This is a genomic window from Phyllobacterium lublinensis (assembly GCF_020164435.1).
Classification (GTDB): domain Bacteria; phylum Pseudomonadota; class Alphaproteobacteria; order Rhizobiales; family Rhizobiaceae; genus Phyllobacterium; species Phyllobacterium lublinensis.
The window spans coordinates 112,645-134,466 of record NZ_JAIUDQ010000015.1 but is presented as its reverse complement, the minus strand read 5'-3'; the positions used below and the strand labels follow the sequence as shown (position 1 = coordinate 134,466).

Sequence of the window (21,822 nt, the reverse complement as noted above, 5' to 3'; positions counted from 1 at the left end):
CCCCCCAATCACAGATCGAGGATGAGGAGCCGCGTGACGACCGGCCCAATCCCTGGGGCCGCGACGGCGCCAGCCGTAAAGGCCCCTGGGCATGAGTACAGATAAAGGCATGAGCGCGGTACAGGGCAGCAAACGGGCATTTGGCAAGAGACCGAAACCGGCAGATTACATCGATGCGGAAGACCGTCCCGGCCTTGCCGCGCGGCAATGCGCGACGCGCCTCCTCGGTGCGGTCATCGAGAAACACACGTCGCTCGATGGATTGACGGACAATACCGGCGGCCATCCGCAATATATGGCGCTTGACGAGCGGGACCGATCCCTCGTCCGGGCCATACTTGGTGCTGCCCTGCGCAATCGCGGCACGATCGAAGCCGCCATCGCGCAGATGATCGACCGGCCCCTGCCCGAGAATGCCGTTGCGCTACGCCACCTCCTGGCGGTTGCGGCGGCACAAATCCTCTACCTCGATGTGCCCGATCGCGCCGCCGTCGATCTGGCGGTTACAGCGGCGAACAATGATCCGCGCAATCGCCGGTTTGCATCGATGGTCAATGCAGTCCTGCGCCGGCTGTCGCGCGAGAAGGAGCAACTGGCAGCTGCATCCAGCAATGTTCCTGGATGGTTTGAAGAAAGTCTCATCGCTGCCTATGGCAAGGAAAAGACCCGCGCCATCCTCGCCATTCAGAGCAAGGAGCCACCGATCGACCTGACCGTGAAGGGTGATGCGCAGGCATGGGCGCTGAAGCTTGGCGGCATGGCGTTGCCGACTGGCTCCGTCCGTCTGGCCAGTGTCGATGGCGCGCTCACTGCGCTTCCTGGTTTCGCGGAGGGCGAATGGTGGGTGCAGGACGTGGCAGCCAGCCTTCCCGCCAAGCTTTTCGTCGACATCAGCGGCAAGCGGGTTGCCGACCTTTGCGCCGCGCCAGGCGGCAAAACCGCCCAGCTTGCGCTCGCAGGTGCCCACGTCACAGCGCTTGACCTTTCCGCCAACCGGCTGAAACGCCTTCGTTCAAATCTGGAGCGCCTCAAACTATCGGCCGATACGGTAGAGGCCAATCTCTCGGCATACCAGCCAGCCGAACTCTTTGACGCGATTCTCCTCGATGCGCCCTGTTCATCGACCGGCACGGTGCGCCGCCACCCCGACGTACCGTGGACGAAAACGCCACAAGACATCCAGAAGTTGGCGCAGCTGCAGGCAAAACTTCTCGACCACGCGGTCACGATCGTGCGGCCCGGCGGGATTGTTGTCTTTTCCAATTGCTCGCTCGATCCGCTCGAGGGTGAAAAAGTGGCGGACGATCTTCTGGCCAAGAACCCTGCGATCGAACTGGTTCCGGTCACCAAGGATGAGGTTGGCGGTCTTGCGGAGCTCATCACTGGGGAGGGATTCGTTCGTTCGACTCCGGCCGACCTTCCGCATGAAAATCCCGCGCTTTCCGGCATGGATGGTTTCTTTGCTGCGCGCTTCAGACGGAAATACTAAAATTTTAACGGTTTTGATTCCATAATTCGTCTTTGTCGACGACGATTCGAAGCAATAACAACATGGTCGCGCTGAGCGAAACACCGCAATTGTGGGGACTTGCAACGGCGCAACTGTGGCGCCGCTTCCGCAGGCGCGTGCGCATGGGCCCGCTCTATCGCTGGCGTTTCACCGGTTTTACGCCTGAACGTGTACTCATCGCACCCCAAGACCTCCGCCCGGCCGATCCTCAGATCGCCGAAGAGTTTTATCATGGCCGCTTTGCGCTTGCCGGCAGGGTCGTCGAGACCGGCGGACGCTCGCCCTTTCTCGTTGAACCGCCCAATGCGGCCTGGCAGGCAGCCCTGCACAATTTTGGCTGGTTGCGTAACTTGCGCGCTGCGGGAACAGAGCTCGCCACCGCCAATGCGCGGGCCCTGCTCGGCGACTGGATTACCACCCATGGCCGGTCGATTGGCGGCCCCGCATGGGCGCCGGAAATCACGGCACAGCGCATTATTGCCTGGCTGCAGCATTCGAGCCTGATCCTTGCCGGCGCCGACCTGCGGGCCTACCGCCAGTTCATGCGTTCACTCGCCATGCAGGTGCGATATCTGCGCACGATGGCTGCCGTCATGGATGACGGCGAGGAAAAACTGCGTGCCCGCATCGCCCTCGCGCTGGCGGCATTGGCCTTGCCGGTGGCCTCGAGTACGAGCCGCTCGGCCCGCCGCAATCTGGAGTTCGAACTTGTCAGGCAGATCCTGCCGGATGGCGGCCACATCTCGCGCAATCCACTGACCGTACTCGAGTTGCTGGCCGACCTTTTGCCCTTGCGGCAGACCTACGCAAGCGGCCAGGAAGCGCCTCCCAAGGCACTGATCGAAGCCATCGAGCGCATGTTGCCGGCCCTGCGGTTCTTCCGGCATCACGACGGCAGCCTTGCACTCTTCAATGGCGTTGGCGCCACCATGCCCGAAAGGGTGATTGCCGTCCTGCGCCATGACGATATTGGCGGCCTGCCGCTCATCCATGCTGCCCATTCCGGTTATGAGCGGCTTTCGATGGATTCGACGACCATCATCGCCGATACTGGCCTTGCGCCGCCGGTCACTGCATCACGCGATGCCCATGCGGGCTGTCTCTCCTTCGAAATGTCATCGGGACGCAATCGCTATATCGTGAATGCCGGCGTTGATCGCTACGGCCCGCCGGAGTTCCGTCCGCTGGCGCGCTCCACGGCCGCCCACTCGACCGCAACGATCAACGATACTTCGTCCTGCCGCTTCAGCAATACGTCGGGACTTTCAAACATGATCGGAACGCCGATCATTGCCGGCCCGACCAAGGTCAATATCGAACGGATCGAACGTGAAGGGGTGATCGGTTTCGTCGCCAACCACAATGGCTATGTTCGCCCGTTTGGCATCTATCACGAAAGACAGATCGTCCTTTCGCACAATGGCAGCGTCATAGAAGGCATTGACAGCTTCTTTGCTGCGGGGCGCAATCCGCTACGCGACACCGGAGCGGAGGATGTGGTCATCCGTTTCCACCTGCATCCCTCCGTGGCCATTACCGTCGACGATAACGGCCTGATCATCCTTCAGGTGGAGAATGACGATATCTGGATGTTCTCGGCAACCGTCCAGCCCTTCATCGAGGATTCACTGTTCTTCGCCGGCTTCCGCGGACCGGTCAAGACGCGGCAGATCACACTTTCGCTCAACGCCTCGCAGCGATCCGAGGTCGAGTGGCAGTTCACCAGGACGACGCTCGGCGTATACGGTTAAAGCAACTCCAGGCAAAGTGTGCCGCGGCTTTCCGTCAGGAGTAGCGATTGGCAAAGCCATGGGGCAGTTCGTGGACAGCCACCCTCTATGCTTCCGCCATGACCTTGCGCAGCAGCCGGCCTAGACGTGCGATGCCCGTATCCGCCATCTCCTCGCTGGCAAGCGAAAAGCTGAGCCTGATTGTATTGGTCCCGCTGCCATCGGCATGGAAGGCTTGCCCTGGCACGAAGGCCACACGTTCCGTTTCGATCGCACGGGCAAGCAGCGTTGCGCCGTCGATGCCTTCCGGCAAGGTGACCCAGATGAACATCCCACCTTCCGGCTTGGTCCAGCTGACGCCTTCAGGCATGTATTTCTTCAGCGCATGAAGCACATTGTCGCGGCGCCGGCCGTAGGTCTTGCGAAGAAGTTCGATCTGCCTGTCATAGATATCGACGGCGGCATGATACATTGCCATCTGGTTGATGGTCGGGCTGTGCAGGTCGGCCGCCTGCTTCATCAGGACCAGCTTGCGGATGACAGGCTTCGCGGCGCAGACCCAGCCCAGCCGGAGGCCCGGCGACAGCGTCTTAGAAAACGTTCCGCAATAGATGGTTCGCGTCTCGTCAATATCGCCTTTGCGCGCGATATCGAGAGCAAGGATCGGCGGTACTGGTTCGCCATCGTAGCGAAGTGCCTGGTAAGCCCCGTCCTCGATAACCGGAATGTTCAGCTCATCGGCAAGATCGAGCAGTTTTTCGCGCGCGGCGCGATCGAGCGTCTCGCCCGCCGGGTTGGAGAAATCCGGATTGACGTAAACGAACTTCGGAAGACCGCCCACCTTTGCCGCCGCATCGCGGTAGGCTGCAGGCGTCATGTTGCCCTGATCGGGCAGCAAGCGGTCATAATGCGGCTCGTAGGCGTTGAACGCCTGCAAGGCGCCGAGATAGGTCGGGCTCGTCACCAGTGCCGTATCGGACGGCGACAGGAAAAGCTTGCCCAGATAATCCAGCGCCTGCTGAGAACCCGAGGTGATGACAATGTTGTCGATGCCGCAGGCAATACCGGCTTCGGCGAGATTTGCAGTAATCCACTCCCTCAGCGGCGCATATCCTTCGCTGACCGAGTACTGCAGCGCGGCACTCGCATGACTGTCCGAGAGCGCGCGTTCATAGGCCTTGCGAAAGGCTTCAGTTGGGAAAAGTGCCGGATCGGGAATACCGCCTGCAAAGGAAATGATGTCCGGCTGGTCGAGCAGCTTCAGGAGCTCGCGAATTTCGGAAGCGCGCATCCGGTTTGCACGCGTTGCGTATCTGGCTTCCCAGTTGCTCATTTTGCACTCATCCGATCGTTTCAGTCCAGAATTTGCTTGGACGCCTCCCGTTCGGAAGTTCCTCTCGAACGCCGTGCAAGCCGGAGCGATATGAACGCGCGCCCAATAATATGTCAATGTATCTGACCTAATTTCTCCGATGTTCGGTGCAGAAAAACAGCAATTGGCGCGCAAAAGCGCGATCGGAAGTAGGATTCCTCGGCCGCCTATGCTAACCGGCTGGCAAAATCCGCTCAACCTTCCATACTGCTGAGGACGAACTCCCATGGCCGTCGCCGCAAAATCATTTCCAGCTCCCAACCTTCATCCGGTCAAGCGGGCGCTCCTTTCCGTCTCCGACAAGACCGGCCTGATCGCCCTTGCCCATGCACTGCACCGGCACGGCATCGAGATCCTCTCCACGGGTGGTACGTCCAAGGCGATCGCCGCCGAAGGCATCCCGGTACGCGACGTCTCCGACATCACGGGCTTTCCTGAGATCATGGACGGCCGCGTCAAGACCCTGCATCCCAAGGTGCATGGCGGCCTGCTCGCCGTGCGCGACGACCCCGAACACACTGCGGCGATGGAGACGCACGGGATCGGCGCCATCGATCTGGTCGTGATCAACCTTTATCCCTTCGAAGAGGTCCGCCATTCGGGTGCCGACTATGCGAATATCGTCGAGAACATCGACATTGGCGGTCCGGCCATGATCCGCGCGGCTGCAAAGAACCACGCCTATGTCGGTGTCGTCACCGATACCGGTGATTACGACATGGTCATCGCCATGCTCGACAAGCACGACGGCTCACTGCCCTATTCCTTCCGCCAGAACCTTGCTGCCAAGGCCTATGCCCGGACCGCAACCTATGATGCGGCTATTTCCGGCTGGTTTACCGAGGCACTGATGACCGAGACACCCTCGCGCCGTGCCATAGGCGGCCATCTGCACTCCGTCATGCGCTATGGCGAGAACCCGCACCAGTCTGCAGGCTTCTATCTCACCGGCGAGAAGCGTCCCGGCGTTGCCACCGCTACGCAGCTGCAGGGCAAGCAGCTCTCCTACAACAATATCAACGACACCGACGCCGCCTTCGAGCTCGTTGCCGAATTCGACCCGGCCCGCACTGCCGCCGTTGCCATCATCAAGCATGCCAATCCTTGTGGCGTCGCCGAAGGCCGGACGTTGAAGGAAGCCTATCTCAAGGCCTTTGCCTGCGACCCGGTCTCCGCTTTCGGCGGCATTGTCGCGCTCAACGGCACGCTCGATGCAGACGCAGCCGAGGAAATCGTCAAGATATTCACAGAAGTCATCATCGCGCCCGACGCAACGCCGGAAGCCCAGGCAATTGTTGCCGCAAAGAAGAACCTGCGTCTGCTCGTAACGGGCGGACTGCCCGATCCGCGTGCCTCCGGAATCAGCGCCAAGACCGTCGCTGGCGGCATCCTCGTCCAGTCGCGCGATAGTGGCGTGGTCGATGATCTGGAGCTCAAGGTTGTCACCAAGCGCGCGCCCACGGAAGCGGAGATGTCCGATCTCAAGCTCGCCTTCCGTATCGCCAAGCATGTCAAGTCCAACGCGATCGTCTACGTCAAGGATGGCGCGGCTGTCGGCATCGGTGCCGGGCAGATGAGCCGCGTCGACAGTGCCCGCATCGCGGCCCGCAAGGCCGAGGATGCCGCCGAGGCAGCAGGCAACGCGATACCCCTCACCAAGGGCTCTGTCGTCGCCTCCGACGCATTCTTCCCGTTCGCTGACGGCCTGTTGTCCGCCGTCGCTGCGGGTGCCACCGCCGTGATCCAGCCGGGCGGCTCGATGCGGGATGACGAGGTGATTGCCGCTGCCGACGAACACGGCATCGCCATGGTCTTCACCGGCATGCGCCATTTCAGGCATTAATTACGTTTGAGATTGCCCGCTGCTTACCCTCCCCCTTGTCGGGAGGGACGGAACGAAGCGACGGGGAGGGGTATCTCTTTCATGGCGTAAAATCTTCTCCCGGCTGCTTCGCAGCCACCTCCCCACAAGGGGGAGGGCAAAGAGCCGACTTATCAGCCATGAATCCTCGCAGCCGGATAAGGCGTCCTCCAGAGGATCGCCAGTCCGGCCAGCAGGAACAGGATGATCATCGCCATGCCAAGCCGCGGCGATCCGCTTAAGGCGGTGACAGTCGCCACCAGGAAGGGTGCCAGAAAGCTTGTCGCCCTGCCTGACAGCGCATAGATGCCGAAGTACCGCCCGGCCTTTTCGGGTGCAATGCTGCGGGCCATATAGGAACGGGATGACGCCTGCACCGGCCCAAAGGCAATGCCGATGAGGAGGCCGAAGCCGACATAGGCCTTCTCCGCCGGTGTTCCGAACAATCCGCCGCTGTCGGCGCCCGGCAATTGCACAAGCCCGAACAGTGTGAAACCGGGACCAGTCGAGACAATGCCGACAGTCGCGATCGTCAGCAGTAGCAGGCAGGTCACGACGACGGCCTTCGAACCAATCATCGTGTCGAGCCTGCTTGCAGCAAGACAGCCAAAGATGGCGACGACATTGAGGATGATGCCGAACGTCCCGATTTCTGCCGTCGCCCAGCCAAACATGGTCGCCGCAAAGGCACCGCCCAGTGCGATCAGCGCATTGACGCCGTCCTGATAGACCATGCGGCCGACAAGGAACCGGAAAATCCCGGGACGTTGCCGCACCTCGCTCAGGGTTGACTTCAGCTCACTGAGTCCGGTCCGCACCGCCCGGCCCACCGGGAGTCCTCTCGTGGTGTCCGGTGTGAATAGGAACATTGGCAGGATGAAGACGAGATACCACAGGGCCGAAAGTGGTCCCGTGGCACGGTCGCCTTCGCCGAGCGCAGGGTCGAGCCCGAAGATCGGGGCGAGACCCAGCATAGTCTTGCCAGTCTCGGGCGAACCGGCCATGAAGGCAACGACGAAGATCAGCACGATCATGCCGCCAAGGTAGCCCAGACCCCATGCCACGTTCGATATCCGCCCGATATCCTTTGGCGCAACCAGGCGCGGCATCATCGAATCGTTGAAGACGATGGAGAATTCCGCCGCAACCGATGCCAGCGAGAAAAACACAAGCGGCCATGGCAGGCCCGAACCGGGTGCGGCAAACCAGAGCATGACCAGCGACAGGATCTTGATGATCGCGAAGAAACCGATCCACGGCTTCCGCCGTCCCGTCTGATCGGCGATCGATCCAAGAACCGGCGAGAGCACAGCGATAAACAGGCCGGATATGGCGATGCCATAACCCCATGCTGCCTGGCCGACGGCCGGATCGCTTGCCAGGCGCGAAACGAAATACGGCCCGAAGATGAAGGTTGTGACAACCGTGAAGAATGGCTGCGCCGCCCAGTCGAAGAGCATCCAGCCCCAGATGCCAGCTTTTGGGGCTGGGAGCGCTGGTTCGTTAGACACCGGAGAGCCGATCACAACACCCCCCCTGCGTTGCAGTAGCATTGTCGAGGGTCGACCTCTCCCCTTGTGGGGGAGATGTCCGGCAGTAAAGAGGGGGGTATGACTATACGCACCAGCCTAAGACAGATCCGACAGCAACCCGGCAGCGACCGCGAGACGTGAAACAGTCAGATCACCGGTCTCCACGATGTTGGCCATCCGCTGGCGCACCTCGTCGACCCGCGCCCCGCGACTCTGCAGCCAATCCTTCGCCGGATCGTTCTGCTTTCCATATTTGCTCAAGGCTGCCACGGCAATTCCGCGCCGTGCCTGGCCAATCAGGTCCGTGGCACGCGCCAGCGCCAGGCCATCATAATAGTCGGCCACCGAAACACCGCGGGCAGCATCCTCGATACGCCCGATGCGGAAGGCCTCGGAGATGTCGAAGTATGCCTTGCCGGCGCTGGCAATGTCGATATTCGCCTGCTGCGCGACAGCGGCGATGTCCGGAATGATCGGCGCGATTTCAAGCCTTGCCAGTTGGGCCGCAAGCGCCGGCGAGGCGCCAAGGGCAGCATTGCTGGCGGTATCCTCGCGAATAAGGCCCGTCATCGATATTGGCAGCAGCTTTTCCAGGCGTGGCTGGAGCGCGCTGCGCGCCTGCCGGATCTCTTCAATCGCCGCCCCGAGGCCGACTGCGCTGGTCCCGTTGCGCAGCACCCAGGCCGTCGTCCAGTTCAGCATCTGCGCAACCTTGGCGTAGAAGCCGTTCTGGGTGTCTCCCGGAATGGCATTGTCGAGCGCATCGATCCCGGCAAACAGCCCGTCGAGTTCGAAGCCATCGCGGACGATGACATAGGCGCGCACAATGTCCGGTCCTGATTGTCCGGTAAGATCAGCAAGGCGGCTAACGAAAGTGGGCCCACCCCTGTTGATCACGTCATTGGCGAGCTGTGTGGCAATGATTTCCCGGCGCAGTCGGTGCGAGCGAATTTCATCGCCGAACCCGGCCTTCATCTGGCTGGGGAAATAATCCATCAGCTCCTGTTCAAGATAGGGATCATCAGGCAGGTTGCTCGCCAGCAGCTGGTCCGAAAGCACGATCTTGGCATAGGCCAAGAGTACACCGAGTTCGGCACGGGTCAGCGGAATCCCGTCCACCTGACGTTCCGCAAGCGCCTTGTCATCGGGCAGCGTTTCCACTTTCCGGTTGAGCAGTTTCCTTGCTTCGAGATCGCTGATGAAGCGGGCCTGATAGGCAAGATCAGCAAGACCGCGCCGCTGCGCCAGCGACAGGGCCAGCGTCTGCAGGTAATTATTGCGCAGCACGAGGTCGCTGACCTCGCCAGTCATTGATTCAAGGATCGTGTCGCGCTTGGCGCGCTGCAGCTTGCCGGTACGCATGGCCTGCGACAGCGCGATCTTGATATTGACCTCGACGTCGGACGTGTTGACGCCGGCCGAATTGTCGATGGCATCCGAGTTGCAGCGGCCGCCAAGGAGCCCGAACTCGATGCGCGCCTTTTGTGTAACACCGAGATTGGCGCCTTCACCGATGACCTTTGCCCGCACATCGCTGCCGGTGATGCGGATGGAATCATTGGCACGATCGCCCACCTCCGCGTCGCTCTCCAGGGTCGAGCGAACATAGGTTCCGATGCCGCCAAACCACAGGAGGTCGACGGGCGCCTTGAGGATTGCGGTCATGATCTCGAATGGCGTTGCCGTCGTTTTGGCAAGGCCGATAGCCTTGGCCGCCTCTTTCGACAGTGTGATCGACTTTTGCGAACGCGAGAACACGCCGCCACCCGCCGAAATCTTCGTCTTGTCGTAATCCTGCCAGCTTGACCGCGGCAGGTTGAACAGTCGCTGGCGCTCCTTCAGGCTCGCTTTCACATCCGGTTCCGGATCGATGAAAATGTCGCGGTGGTCGAAGGCGGCAATCAGCTTTGTCTGCGGGGACAGCAGCATGCCGTTGCCGAACACGTCGCCTGACATGTCACCGACGCCAACCACGGTGAACGGCGTCTTCTGGATATCCGTGCCAATCTCTCGGAAGTGGCGTTTGACCGCCTCCCAGGCACCACGGGCGGTGATACCCATCTTCTTGTGATCGTAGCCGGCGGAACCGCCGGACGCGAAAGCATCGTCCAACCAGAAATCATGCGCCTGGCTGATCGCGTTCGCCGTATCGGAGAATGTTGCCGTACCCTTGTCGGCTGCAACAACAAAGTAGGGATCGTCGCCATCCAGCCGGACAATGTTTGCCGGCGGCACGACCTTTTCACCATTCAGATTGTCGGTTACCGAAAGCAGGGTCGAAATGAACGTGATGTAGGCCGCGCGGCCTGCCTCGAAGATGGCGTTGCGATCGCCTCCCGTTGGCAGCCGCTTTGGATAGAACCCGCCTTTCGCGCCTACCGGCACGATGACCGCATTCTTCACCTGCTGCGCCTTGACGAGACCAAGCACTTCGGTGCGATAGTCCTGGGCCCGGTCCGACCAGCGCAGGCCGCCACGGGCAACGGGGCCAAAGCGCAAGTGTACACCCTCGACCTCCGGTCCATAGACAAAGATCTCCCGGTAGGGTCGCGGCTCCGGCAAGTCGTCGAGCAGGCGCGGGTCGAGCTTGAACGCCAGAGTCACACGCTCGCTTCCATCGTCCTCCGGCGCGAAGGCATTGGTGCGCAAGGTCGATTCGATCAGGTTGAGGAACCGGCGCAAGATACGGTCATCATCGAGACTTGGGACCGCCTGCAGGGCTTCCTCGATGGCTGCCTTGATGGCCGTCTTCCTGCGCTGCGACTGGGAAGAATTGGCCTTGGCAGGATTGAGCCCCTGCTCGAACAGTTCAAACAACCGCTTGGCAATGAGCGGATAGCGGTTGAGCGTCGCCGCGATGAAATCCTGCGAATAGGGGATACCGGCCTGCTGCAGATAGCGGCCGTAGGCACGCAGGATGATGATCTGGCGCGCTGTCAGTTGCCCGGTGAGCGCAAGGGCATTGTATCCGTCATTGTCGGACGAACCGCTCCAGATGTTGCGGAAGACGTTCTCGAAAAGGTCGCCATTGTCGGAAAGGTCGATTGGCGCGCCTGATGCGCTGACAAGCTCCATGTCATGCACGTAAAGCGGGCTGCCGTCGCCGGCAGGAAGTGCAAAGGTCTGCTCGCTGATGACGCGGAAGCCCATGTTCTCCAGGAGCGGAACGCGCTGCGACAGGGCAACGGCCGAGCCGTAATGATAGATCTTCAAAGATGCCGCATTCGGCCCATCGGTGCGGTGCCGGTAGAAATCGACAAACAGCGGATTGCTTCGCGAAAGGCCGGCGATGCGGCTCGCATCGACCAGCGCTTCGTCGGCCGAGAAATTCTCGCGGTACGAATCCGGGAAGGCCGCGGCCAGGGCGGTGAACTCGGACAGGCCCGTCCGGTCGCCCACTTCAGCCACTGCGTCATCCCAGGTACGGACAATGGCCCGGACCGCTTCTTCCAGCGTCTCCCGCTTGACCTTGGGGAACTCATCCTCCGCATGGCCGATGATGAAATGCACGCGCGCAAGATTGCCTTCGGGAAATGCCGGATAATACGCCGAAACATGTCCTTCATAGACGGCGGCAAAATAGGATCCCATCTTCTCGCGCACCACGGAATCATAGCGCTCGCGCGGAACGAAGACGATGATCGAAGCGAAGCGGCCGAACGGATCGACGCGCGGCAGCACGCGAACGCGCGGACGCTCGCCAAGGGCAAGGATCGCCTCGGCATAGCGGGTCAGGGTCTTCACATCGATCTGGAACAGGTCATCGCGCGGATAGCTCTCGAGAACATTGAGGAGCGCCTTGCCGGAATGATCCTCGCGGTTGAAGCCGAGCCGGTTGATGACGCTTTCCGTCTTTGACCGCAGATAGGGAATCTTGAGCACGGAGCGCGTATAGGCGCCCGAGGTGAACAGGCCGACGAAGCGAATCTCACCAGTGACCTTGCCGTCGCTGTCAAAGGTCTTGACGCCGATATAGTCCATGTAGCCGCGGCGGTGCACCAGCGACTTGGTATTCGACTTGGTAACGATCAGCGGCTCGGGCCCCATGAGAAAGGCGATGATCTGCGGCGTCGTGGTAACGCCCTGGCTGCCGCGCTTCAGCACCCGCACATCGGGGTCGCCCAGGATACCGAGACCCCGCTTGCCGGACCGCTCCAATTCTCCGCCGCCTTCACTGCCCAGATAGTCGTATTCGCGCACGCCGAGGAAGGTGAAATTATCGTCACGCAACCATTCGAGGAATGCCACGGCTTCGTCAGCTGCCGCCTTTTTCATCGGCAGCTTGCCGGTCTTGTAGGCCACGATTGCGTCGCTGAGCCGTGTCAGCATCGGCTTCCAGTCCTTCACCGACTCGCGAACATGCTTGAGCACGAGCGTGAGCGCGGCAGTCATGATCTCGCGGGTTTGCGCGTCGAGCGCCGGCACGTGAATTTGCATCACGCTGACACGCGCCACGTCCTTGCCCGGCTTCTCCGGGCCGGCGGCACCAATCACGATGTTCTTCTTGCCGTCCTGGCGGATATCCATGACCGGATGCAGCACCAGGTGCACGGTGCTGCTTCTCTCGCTGATTTCGCCAAGGACGGAATCGAGCAGGAACGGCATGTTGTCATTGATGAGGGAGATGACGGTGACGGGCCGGCCATCGCGGTAGACGACGTTGTTCTCGCTGACATCGACGACGGATTTGCCCGAGGAAAAGCGCGCAAGGGCAGCTTCGGCGAGCCCGGCAGACGTGCTTAGCGCGCCTGCATCGTAATCGGCGAGATCTTCCTCCGGAGCCCGGGCAAACAACAGTTCCTCGAACAGTCCCGGTGCAGCTTTCTTCTCCCTGACAGCTTTTGGCGGCTTTGACTTCGTTGCGGCTTTTACGTCTGTTTTGTTCTTGGAAGCCATAAAATATTCCCCCTCGGCTCACTAATGGGCCGATCATAGCCATTCAGAACGCATTTTCGACCACAAACTGCATGGTTGCCGTGAAAATCATGTGACACGCAATAAAACTACAATTCGACCAGATGATCATCCAGTTCATTGACGTCGTCAGGGCGCGCCGGGAAATGTTCTTCCAGCAGCAGACCCGCTTTTTCGATCGCCTTGAGGAAGCCGGCCGTCAAATCATCCCTGTCCGCGTGTTCGGTCAGGATCGCCACTATGTTGTTCCATTCATCCTGCCGCACCTTGGCATTGATGCCGGCATCGGCGACAACTTCGGCATAATGTTCGGCCAGGGAGACGAACAGCAGTATCCCGGTGCGTTCGCTGGTGAGATGAACGTTGCGGGCAAGGAACTGCTGGATGGCGTTGAGGTGGGCCCGCCGGTAGAGGATGCGCTTCGGGACAAGCCACAGCGTCATGTCCGGCAACAGCCACAATGCCAGCACAGCCGTCAGGAAAGCAGCGAGTATCGCTAGGCCGAAGACCGGCAGCGGCACCGTATACCAGTACCAGTGGGCCGCAACGGCGACTAAGACGGCAGCGAGCAGGATGCCGCAGGCGACCGTGAATCCTGCCACGAAGAAGTAGCTGTCGCTGCGCCGCGCCACCACCGCATAAATTTCGCCGCTCGTGCGGCTCTCCGCGTCACGGATCGCCTGGGCTATGCACTTGTGGTCCGCTTCGTTCATGAGTTTCATGATTCACCAGCTCCCCGATGCGCCGCCGCCACCTGACGATCCACCCCCGCCGGAAAAGCCGCCTCCTCCTCCGCCACCGGAGGACCAGCCCCCGCCTCCCGACCAGCCACCGCCGCCGCCTGACCATCCGCCACGGCCGGAACGCTGCCTCGGGCGGTTGTCGATATGCATGCCCAGCCACTCATATTGGCCGGGACCGATCTTGCGGCCGAAGACCGGTGCAAGCACGGCAACGGCAAATCCGCCGAAGAAGATCAGCACCCAGATCGTAACGAATATCACCAGGAACCAGTCGACATCGGAGGATTGTTCCTGAAGGTTGCGCCTCGCTCTTGCCTCGAGTTCGGCCGCGTCGCCCGACAGCACGGTCAGGATGCCGTCGACACCGCGCGAGACTCCCCCGGAATAGTCACCCGAGCGGAACCCCGGGATGATGGCATTCTCGATGATGAGCTTCGACAGAAGATCGGTCAGCGTGCCTTCGAGCCCATAGCCCACCTCGATTCGCACCTTGCGGTCGTTGGGGGCCACGACCAGCAGCACCCCATTGTTTTCCTGTTTCTGTCCGAGCGCCCAGGCGCGGTAGAGCCGGTTGGAATAGGGTTCGATCTCCTCGCCGTCGAGGCTCGGCACCGTCACCACGACCACCTGGTCAGATGATTTTGCCTCGAAGGCCGCAAGTTTCTGCTCGATCTGCGCACGCGTGCCCGGATCGATCACATTGGCAGCGTCGACCACGCGACCGGTGAGCGCGGGCAGTTCGGCGGCGAAGGCACCCGCCAGCGCGACGAACACCAGTACGGCAACCAGCAGCAAGCCGCCCGATACCGATCCGGCCGTTCGCTTGCGGCAAGTCATGACCGCGATTTGACCCGTAACGGGCATCGCAAGCGCCTAGAATTTGACCTGGGGCGTCTGCTTGGCGGCGTCGTCGATGGTGAAGGTCTGGTAGGGCTCGTTTCCGGTGAACCATATCCACTTCCAGATCATGGTCGGCATGGTCCTGAGCGACGTGTTGTAGACCCGGACGGCCTCGATATAATCGCGACGGGATACGGCGATACGGTTCTCCGTGCCTTCCAGTTGCGATTGCAGGGCGAGGAAATTCTGGTTCGATTTGAGATCCGGATAGTTTTCCACCACGGCCATCAACCGTGAGAGCGCGCCGGTCAACTGTGCCTGGTTCTCCTGGAAAACCTTCATCGCATTGGGGTCCGTCAGCGTTTCCGGTGTCACCTGCACCGATGTTGCCTTGGCGCGCGCCTCGACGACGGAGGTCAGCACATCCTTTTCCTGGGCCGCATAGCCCTTGACGGTTTCCACCAGGTTCGGGATCAGGTCGGCGCGGCGCTGGTATTGGTTCAGCACTTCGCTCCAGGCTGCCTTTGCCCGTTCTTCATTGGTTGGAATCGTATTGAATCCGCAGGCAGAGAGCAGCGGCACGAGAAGCATGAGAGCAAGCACGGAAAGAGCGCGGCGTGGCGCCAGAAGGCTGGTCACATAGTGCATCGGAATCCTCTCCCGAGTTCAGATTCAACGGCCGGACGGCCCGTGGTCCGATTCTGGCATTCGAATCTTGCGTTTTGCATAATCCTGTTTCGGATGTCAGCGTTGCTGCAAACTGGATTTCAAATGTCAAATTCGTTCCACTAGTGAGCGAAGCCTCTAGAACCTAAACATTTTTTTCTGCAAAAGGAACTGGCAAAGCGCTATGGTGACATGCTTTGCAATCACATGGAATCGTCATGCCCGAACAGGACAAGAACCGCGATCGCGAAACCGAGTCCGAGCGCATTCTGGACAGGGTCAAGCACGAATCCGCGAGCGGCGGCCTGTCCGCCGTCGAGCGCGCCAGGGGGCATTTTGGCGCTGCGGATGCCGATGCAGCAGATCCCATCGAGGTCTGGGGCACGCGAATCGGCCGGCTCCTGGGATTGCTTGTGGTGATCGCCATGTTTATCTGGTTCCTTGGTTCCATATTTGGTGTGTTCTGAAGCTCTCCTCCTGCATGAGTATCCGTGAATGACCGGTCCTGCTGTTTCTTCCAATGCCGTCATCGTCATATCGAGCCATGTTGTACGCGGTTCGGTCGGCAACCGGGCAGCAGTCTTTGCGCTCGAAACCCTTGGCCATCCGGTCTGGGCCGTACCGACCGTGATACTGCCCTGGCATCCGGGTCATGGACCGGCCAGGCGCATCGTGCCGGAACCGGAGCAGTTTGACGAACTGATTGCAGATCTCGAGCGCGCGCCCTGGCTTGGCGAGGTCAGCGGGATCATGAGCGGATATCTCGGTAATGCAGCGCAAGCGGCCGCAGTCGCCCGTCTCGTCAAGACCGTGAAGGCCCGCAACAGGAATGTGCTTTATCTCTGCGATCCGGTGATCGGCGACGAGAAGGGTCTTTATGTTCCCGAAGCGACCGCCATCGCCATTCGCGATCAATTGATGCCGTTCGCCGACATCGCCACGCCGAACCGTTTCGAACTTGCCTGGCTGGCGGGAGCCGACCTTGCCGACAACAAGGCCGTCATGCAGGCGGCGCTGCATGCTGGACCGGGGACCATGCTCGTCACCTCCGCCCACCCGATGATTGCCGGGAGCACCGGCAACCTCCTCGTCACCCATTCGCTGGCGCTGCTCGCCGAGCACCGCCTCGTTACCGGGCCCACCAATGGCCTTGGTGATCTGACCTCGGCACTGTTTCTCGCCCGCATGCTCGCCGGCCTAGACCTCGAACAGGCATTGCAAAGAACCACCGCGTCGGTATTCGAGATCATGGCCCGTTCGGCCAAACGCGGGGCGGACGAATTGATGCTTGAGGCCGATGCATCAAGTCTTTCGACGCCCATGGCCATGACGCAAATGCGCCGCCTCGTCCACCCGAGCAAGGGCGTCAGGGCCTGATCCGATGGAAGTCCGGTTCAGTCAAAGGACCATTGACCGGATTTGCCTGTCAGCCAAAAGACCAATTGATCTTCCCCCCATTCAGGATTAATGCACGACCATGACCTTGCTTCCTGAGAAACTCCTCACCGGTTATCGCAATTTCATGGCGCATCGCTATGCGAACGAAACGATGCGCTACAGGGAACTCGCCGACAAGGGCCAGACCCCGGAAACCCTGGTCGTCGCCTGCTGCGATTCCCGTTCGGCGCCGGAGATCATCTTCGATACGGCGCCGGGTGAAATCTTCGTCGTGCGCAATGTCGCCAACCTTGTTCCGCCCTACGCGCCTGACGGCGAATACCACGCCACATCGGCAGCATTGGAATTCGCCGTGCAAAGTCTGAAGGTCAAGAACATCGTTGTTCTTGGCCACGGGCGCTGTGGCGGCATAAAGGCTGCGCTTGACCCGTCCAGCGAACCGTTGTCGCCGGGCGATTTCATCGGCAAATGGATGAGTCTTGTCGCACCGGCTGCCGAGGCTGTGTCCGCCAACGCCCTTATGACTCCGTTCGAACGCCAGACGGCCCTTGAGCGAATTTCCATCCGCTATTCGCTGAGGAATCTTCGCAGCTTCCCATGTGTGGACGCTCTCGAAAAGAAGGGACGCCTCAGCCTGCACGGCGCATGGTTCGACATATCGACCGGTGAACTCTGGATCATGGATCCGGAAACCGGAGACTTCCTTCGCCCTGACCCGGAAGAGGTCGGCGCTACCAGTCTCGAATAGGAGATCCGGGGATGACGCGGTTGATAGTCACGATCGCCGTCATTCTCTCGTTGATTGTTCCTGCCCTTGCCGATGACGCGCCTGAAGCGCTTGTCGACCGCTGGTATGCAGGTCTTGCCAAGGCAGACCGGACGACGTTCGATGACCTCCTTGCCGATGATGCAAAGGTCATTCTCGAGGATATCGATGCCATACAGACCAAGGAAGAGTTCCTTGGTTCCCTCGACGAATGGAAGAATGCCGTGGGCAGCGCCACGATCCGGCATCGGATCAGCAGTGTTGGAAACGACACGATCACCGTTTTCGTCTGTTATCAGTTTCCAGCCAACACAACTTACACCCGGGAGATTTTCAGCTTCAGGGGTGGCAAGATCATTGAAAGCGCCCAGAGTTCCGTTGGCGAGGCCTGCGAGGGATTTTAGCTTTCTCTTACCGGCATTTGATCGCTGTCGGAACGATCATGAGACACAGCGCCCAAACAAATGAGACGCCTGGCGCAGCGCTCCACCATCCTCCTCTGCAAGTATTACACCAGGACAACCGCCGGCCGATCATCCAGGCAACTGAATGGCTCAGGCACTCCTGAGACACCCGGCTGTCCGAAACTGGGATAAACGAAAATCAATTTTTCAATGAGAGGAGCTATTGAAATGACCCATCCCCACCACGACCATCGTGACGACGACGATGACCTTGACGATATCCGCCATCACCATCATGACGATGACGATGATGATCGCAGTCTGATTGATCGTATTCGCGATCGCATCGTTGGCACAGGCCCGACTCCCCCCAAGGTTGATACGACTCTCCCCAAGGTCGATTCGCTGACCAAAGCACGATGGCCGGCTTCAACGGCGCGACCATCTGGGGCTTTGATTTTGGTGATACGATCCATTTCACGGATGTCGCCGATGTCAGATCATTCCGCTTAGACTACCTCGACGACCAGCTCGGGTTTGGCATAATCGACGGGAACACGCCCTTCACCGATGCTCTCACCTACTCCTTGTCCCTTCCTAGCGATCACCGCGGCAACTTCATCGCTTCCGCGAACCCGTTGGGTGGCGTCGACGTGAAACTGAGCTCTTAGGCCTCCGCCTGATCTGTCATAGACAAGGCAAATCAAATGCCGGCGTGCCGCAAGGTGCGCCGGCTTCTTTATCTGGGGTTTTGCGGCCCCCCCGGCACGCAACCATCAAAATGGCAAACGCTTCAAAAGGAAAGGCCGGCATCGCGCCGGCCTTTCATACTTGAAATCACGGGGGTATTACTCGCCGTCGATCTGCGCACCGATGATGGCGATTGCCTGCTGGTAGACGCTGGCTGCATTCCAGCCCTGGATGGCTGCGAAATTCGGCTGCCCGGGCTGGTAGCCAGCGCCCGCCTGCCAGCCATGGCCGCGCAGGAAATTTGCCGTCGATGCCAGCGCATCGGCCCTGGAGCGAACCATGTCGATGCGGCCATTGCCGTCGCCGTCCGCGCCATATCGCAATACATTGACCGGCAGAAACTGGGTCTGGCCGATTTCGCCGTGCATGGCCCCGATTGCATCCGGCGAGAGCGTTCCATTGTCGATCAATTGCAGGGCAGCATCGAGCTGGTTGCGGAAATATTCGGGCCGCCGACAGTCGTAGGCGAGCGTTGCGACCGCCGAGAGTGTGTTCTGGTTGCCCATGAAGCTGCCGAATCCGGTTTCCATGCCCCAGATGGCGATCAGCGGACCGGCGGGAACGCCATAGCGCTTCTCAAGGCTGGCGAACAGCGCCGCGTTCTTCGCCTTCTGCGCCCTGCCGCGCGAAATGATCGTCTGGCCGCCACGCACCTGCATGAACTTGTCCAGCGAATATTTGAAGCTCTTCTGGTTACGGTCGGCGTTGATCGTCTTGGTTGCATATCTGACGTTGCCCAATGCACTCACGGCCCGGGGGCCAATGCCACGCGCCTGCGCCTGCTGCCCATATGCCTGCACCCATTCCGAGAACCCTGCGGAGTTGTTGCCACATCCGGCAGCGGCCTGTGCCGCACCCGCCGTCACGAGAAGTGCGGTCGCTGCAGCCGCAAGAATTCTGCCTTTGGCAACAAATGCCATGGAAATCTCCTTAGAAATTGAGTCACTGGTGGTCCTATCTGCCACTTTTCTACAACCGTGTCATCTGGGACAATCCCTGATTCTACGGTCAAAATGTCCCAATTTTGTTTATATCTGGGCGATTTTGCAGGCCCTGTGGCCAGCGTGTCTACATGGTAACATCTGCGTGTTCTGAGGCGATTGCAATCTTCAGTTGTACAATGCGTTGATCTTGAGGACTTGCGCATGGCAGGATGACCTTCATGGGCATTGCGTTCTGGCGCAATGTAACCGGTGTTTGCCTGAGCACCTTGACTTTCTGCGGCGCTTCCTGTTTAAGCCCGCTATTCACCGCGACGAGTTTTGTACTCCGAGCAGCCGACCGGGACCCGATTGGGTTCGATGATCCCGGAGGTCAACACCCGACAGCGCGATGCGCCCTCGGGTGCCATTTTGCTTTGAGCCATTGCTCTGGCGCGGTTGATGCCTACCTTTCCGGAAACGGTCCGCGAAAGGAAGAAGGAAAACTGGATGTTTGAGAGCTTACAGGAACGACTAGGTTCGATTTTGAACGGCCTTACTGGGCGTGGCGCGCTGTCGGAGGCCGACGTCGCGGCAGCCCTGCGCGAGGTTCGCCGGGCATTGCTCGAGGCCGATGTCGCGCTCGACGTCGTCCGCTCCTTTACCGACAAGGTCCGCACCAAGGCCGTCGGCGCCGAAGTCCTGAAGAGCATCAAGCCCGGCCAGATGGTCGTCAAGATCGTCCACGACGAGCTCGTCTCGATGCTGGGTGAGGAAGGCGTTTCCATCGACCTCAACGCGCCTGCTCCGGTCGTCATCATGATGGTCGGCCTGCAGGGCTCCGGCAAGACCACGACCACGGGCAAGATCGGCAAGCGCCTGACCGAGCGGTCGAAGAAGAAGGTTTTGTTGGCCTCGCTCGATACGCGCCGCCCGGCGGCGCAGGAGCAGTTGCGCCAGCTCGGCGTGCAGACCGGTGTCGATACCCTGCCGGTTGTCGCCGGCCAATCCCCCGTCGAGATCGCCGCGCGCGCCGTCCAGGCTGCCAAGCTTGGCGGGCACGACGTGGTCATCCTCGATACGGCCGGCCGCACTCATATCGACGAGCCGCTGATGGTCGAAATGGCCGATATCAGGAAAAAGGCCAACCCGCATGAAATCCTGCTCGTCGCCGATGCGCTGACCGGTCAGGATGCCGTCAATCTTGCGCGTTCCTTCGATGAACGCGTAGGGATCACCGGGCTCGTCCTCACCCGCATGGACGGCGATGGCCGTGGCGGTGCCGCGCTTTCGATGCGCGCCGTTACCGGCAAGCCCATCAAGCTGATCGCCACCGGCGAAAAGATGGATGCGCTCGAGGAGTTCTACCCCCGCCGCATCGCCGACCGCATTCTGGGCATGGGCGACATCGTTTCGCTGGTCGAGAAGGCCGCCGAGAACATCGACGCGGAAAAAGCCGCGGCGATGGCGAAGAAGATGCAGTCCGGCAAGTTCGATCTTAACGATCTTGCCGACCAGATCGGACAGATGCAGAAGCTCGGCGGCATGGGCGGCATCATGGGCATGATGCCTGGCATGGGCAAGATGAAGGATCAGATGGCTGCGGCCGGCATCGATGACTCCATCTTCAAGCGCCAGCTTGCCATCATCTCGTCGATGACAGCGGCCGAGCGCAGCAATCCAGACATGCTCAAGCACTCGCGCAAGCAGCGTATTGCCAAGGGCTCCGGCACCAACGCCGCCGACATCAACAAGCTCCTGAAAATGCATCGCCAGATGGCCGACATGATGAAGGCGATGGGCGGCAAGGGCAAGGGCGGCATCATGAAACAGATGATGGGCGGCCTTGGCGCCAAGATGGGTCTTGGCGGCCTTGGCGGAATGGGCGGCATGCCAGACCTGTCCAAGATGGATCCCAAGCAACTTGAAGCCTTGCAGAAACAGGCGGAAGCCGCCGGTTTCGGCAAGGGCGGTGGTCTGCCCGGCGGGCTGGGCGGTCTTCCCGGCGGCCTCGGCGGACTGGGTGGCGGCATGCCGCGCTTGCCTGGTCTGGGTGGCGGCCTCCCGGGACTTCCGAAGAAGAAAGGGTAACCATGTCGTCGTCATCCCTCCCGAAGGAACTCATCGAATTGCGCGCCTCCATCGACAATATTGATGCGGCGCTCATCCACATGCTTGCCGAACGCTTCCGCTGCACCAAGGAAGTCGGCGTGCTGAAAGCCCAGAACGGCCTCGCACCGGCCGATCCGGCGCGTGAAAAACTCCAGGTCGAACGGCTGCGCTCCCTTGCTCAGTCATCCGGCCTCGACCCCGATTTTGCCGAGAAGTTCCTGAACTTCATCGTCAAGGAAGTGATCAGGCATCACGAAACAACAGCCGCCAAGGAAAACGGCGGTTAACCCAACGACCAAGGAGA

Annotated in this window: 17 protein-coding genes; 10 read left to right on the top strand and 7 right to left on the bottom strand. The window is 60.5% G+C overall.

The window, feature by feature from the left end; all coding sequences use genetic code 11:
• Positions 1–109: 109 nt before the first annotated feature.
• Both K9U38_RS17680 and K9U38_RS17675 read left to right on the top strand, forming a co-directional pair.
• A complete protein-coding gene (locus tag K9U38_RS17680) occupies positions 110–1,489 on the top strand; it encodes an RsmB/NOP family class I SAM-dependent RNA methyltransferase (RefSeq protein WP_224495667.1) in 1,380 nt (459 codons plus the stop codon).
• A 62-nt stretch (positions 1,490–1,551) separates the two neighbouring features.
• The gene (locus K9U38_RS17675) at positions 1,552–3,261 is read left to right on the top strand and encodes a heparinase II/III family protein (protein WP_224495666.1); all 1,710 of its coding nucleotides are present in this window, start codon (positions 1,552–1,554) and stop codon (positions 3,259–3,261) included.
• A gap of 85 nt (positions 3,262–3,346) precedes the next feature.
• Here the strand turns inward: K9U38_RS17675 and K9U38_RS17670 are convergent, their stop codons facing one another.
• Positions 3,347–4,573 (bottom strand): aminotransferase-like domain-containing protein, encoded by a 1,227-nt coding sequence (locus tag K9U38_RS17670; protein ID WP_224495665.1) that lies wholly within the window; start codon positions 4,571–4,573, stop codon positions 3,347–3,349.
• Positions 4,574–4,838: 265 nt separating this feature from the next.
• Between K9U38_RS17670 and purH the strand changes: the two genes are divergently transcribed.
• Complete coding sequence (purH, locus tag K9U38_RS17665) at positions 4,839–6,455, top strand: bifunctional phosphoribosylaminoimidazolecarboxamide formyltransferase/IMP cyclohydrolase (RefSeq protein WP_224495664.1); 1,617 nt, start codon at positions 4,839–4,841, stop codon at positions 6,453–6,455.
• Positions 6,456–6,607: 152 nt separating this feature from the next.
• Here purH and K9U38_RS17660 read toward each other — a convergent pair whose 3' ends face one another.
• From K9U38_RS17660 to K9U38_RS17640, 5 genes are all read right to left on the bottom strand, one after another.
• A complete protein-coding gene (locus K9U38_RS17660; protein ID WP_224495674.1) occupies positions 6,608–7,933 on the bottom strand; it encodes an MFS transporter in 1,326 nt (441 codons plus the stop codon).
• 168 nt (positions 7,934–8,101) lie between these two features.
• Positions 8,102–12,901: an NAD-glutamate dehydrogenase gene (locus K9U38_RS17655; RefSeq protein WP_224495663.1), complete on the bottom strand. Its 4,800-nt coding sequence runs from the start codon at positions 12,899–12,901 to the stop codon at positions 8,102–8,104.
• Positions 12,902–13,008: 107 nt separating this feature from the next.
• Positions 13,009–13,641, bottom strand: coding sequence for a TPM domain-containing protein (locus K9U38_RS17650; protein WP_224495662.1), 633 nt, complete (start codon positions 13,639–13,641; stop codon positions 13,009–13,011).
• A 3-nt stretch (positions 13,642–13,644) separates the two neighbouring features.
• The gene (locus K9U38_RS17645; protein ID WP_224495673.1) at positions 13,645–14,499 is read right to left on the bottom strand and encodes a TPM domain-containing protein; all 855 of its coding nucleotides are present in this window, start codon (positions 14,497–14,499) and stop codon (positions 13,645–13,647) included.
• Positions 14,500–14,535: 36 nt separating this feature from the next.
• Positions 14,536–15,156, bottom strand: a complete 621-nt coding sequence (locus K9U38_RS17640) for a LemA family protein (protein ID WP_370631981.1) — start codon at positions 15,154–15,156, stop codon at positions 14,536–14,538.
• A gap of 230 nt (positions 15,157–15,386) precedes the next feature.
• Here K9U38_RS17640 and K9U38_RS17635 point away from each other — a divergent pair, with 230 nt between their 5' ends.
• The 5 genes from K9U38_RS17635 to K9U38_RS17615 all read left to right on the top strand — a co-directional run bounded on the left by K9U38_RS17635 (position 15,387) and on the right by K9U38_RS17615 (position 18,407).
• Complete coding sequence (locus tag K9U38_RS17635; RefSeq protein WP_224495660.1) at positions 15,387–15,635, top strand: hypothetical protein; 249 nt, start codon at positions 15,387–15,389, stop codon at positions 15,633–15,635.
• A gap of 28 nt (positions 15,636–15,663) precedes the next feature.
• The gene (gene pdxY, locus K9U38_RS17630; protein WP_224495659.1) at positions 15,664–16,545 is read left to right on the top strand and encodes a pyridoxal kinase PdxY; all 882 of its coding nucleotides are present in this window, start codon (positions 15,664–15,666) and stop codon (positions 16,543–16,545) included.
• Between the two features lie 100 nt (positions 16,546–16,645).
• Positions 16,646–17,314, top strand: a complete 669-nt coding sequence (locus tag K9U38_RS17625; RefSeq protein ID WP_224495658.1) for a carbonic anhydrase — start codon at positions 16,646–16,648, stop codon at positions 17,312–17,314.
• An 11-nt stretch (positions 17,315–17,325) separates the two neighbouring features.
• A complete protein-coding gene (locus K9U38_RS17620; protein WP_224495657.1) occupies positions 17,326–17,736 on the top strand; it encodes a nuclear transport factor 2 family protein in 411 nt (136 codons plus the stop codon).
• A gap of 419 nt (positions 17,737–18,155) precedes the next feature.
• Positions 18,156–18,407, top strand: a complete 252-nt coding sequence (locus K9U38_RS17615; RefSeq protein ID WP_224495656.1) for a hypothetical protein — start codon at positions 18,156–18,158, stop codon at positions 18,405–18,407.
• 177 nt (positions 18,408–18,584) lie between these two features.
• Here K9U38_RS17615 and K9U38_RS17610 read toward each other — a convergent pair whose 3' ends face one another.
• Positions 18,585–19,406 (bottom strand): lytic murein transglycosylase, encoded by an 822-nt coding sequence (locus K9U38_RS17610; RefSeq protein ID WP_224495655.1) that lies wholly within the window; start codon positions 19,404–19,406, stop codon positions 18,585–18,587.
• 510 nt (positions 19,407–19,916) lie between these two features.
• Between K9U38_RS17610 and ffh the strand changes: the two genes are divergently transcribed.
• Together ffh and K9U38_RS17600 are read left to right on the top strand one after the other, a co-directional pair.
• Complete coding sequence (gene ffh / locus K9U38_RS17605; RefSeq protein WP_224495654.1) at positions 19,917–21,497, top strand: signal recognition particle protein; 1,581 nt, start codon at positions 19,917–19,919, stop codon at positions 21,495–21,497.
• A 2-nt stretch (positions 21,498–21,499) separates the two neighbouring features.
• The gene (locus tag K9U38_RS17600; RefSeq protein WP_224495653.1) at positions 21,500–21,805 is read left to right on the top strand and encodes a chorismate mutase; all 306 of its coding nucleotides are present in this window, start codon (positions 21,500–21,502) and stop codon (positions 21,803–21,805) included.
• The last annotated feature ends 17 nt before the right edge of the window (positions 21,806–21,822 follow it).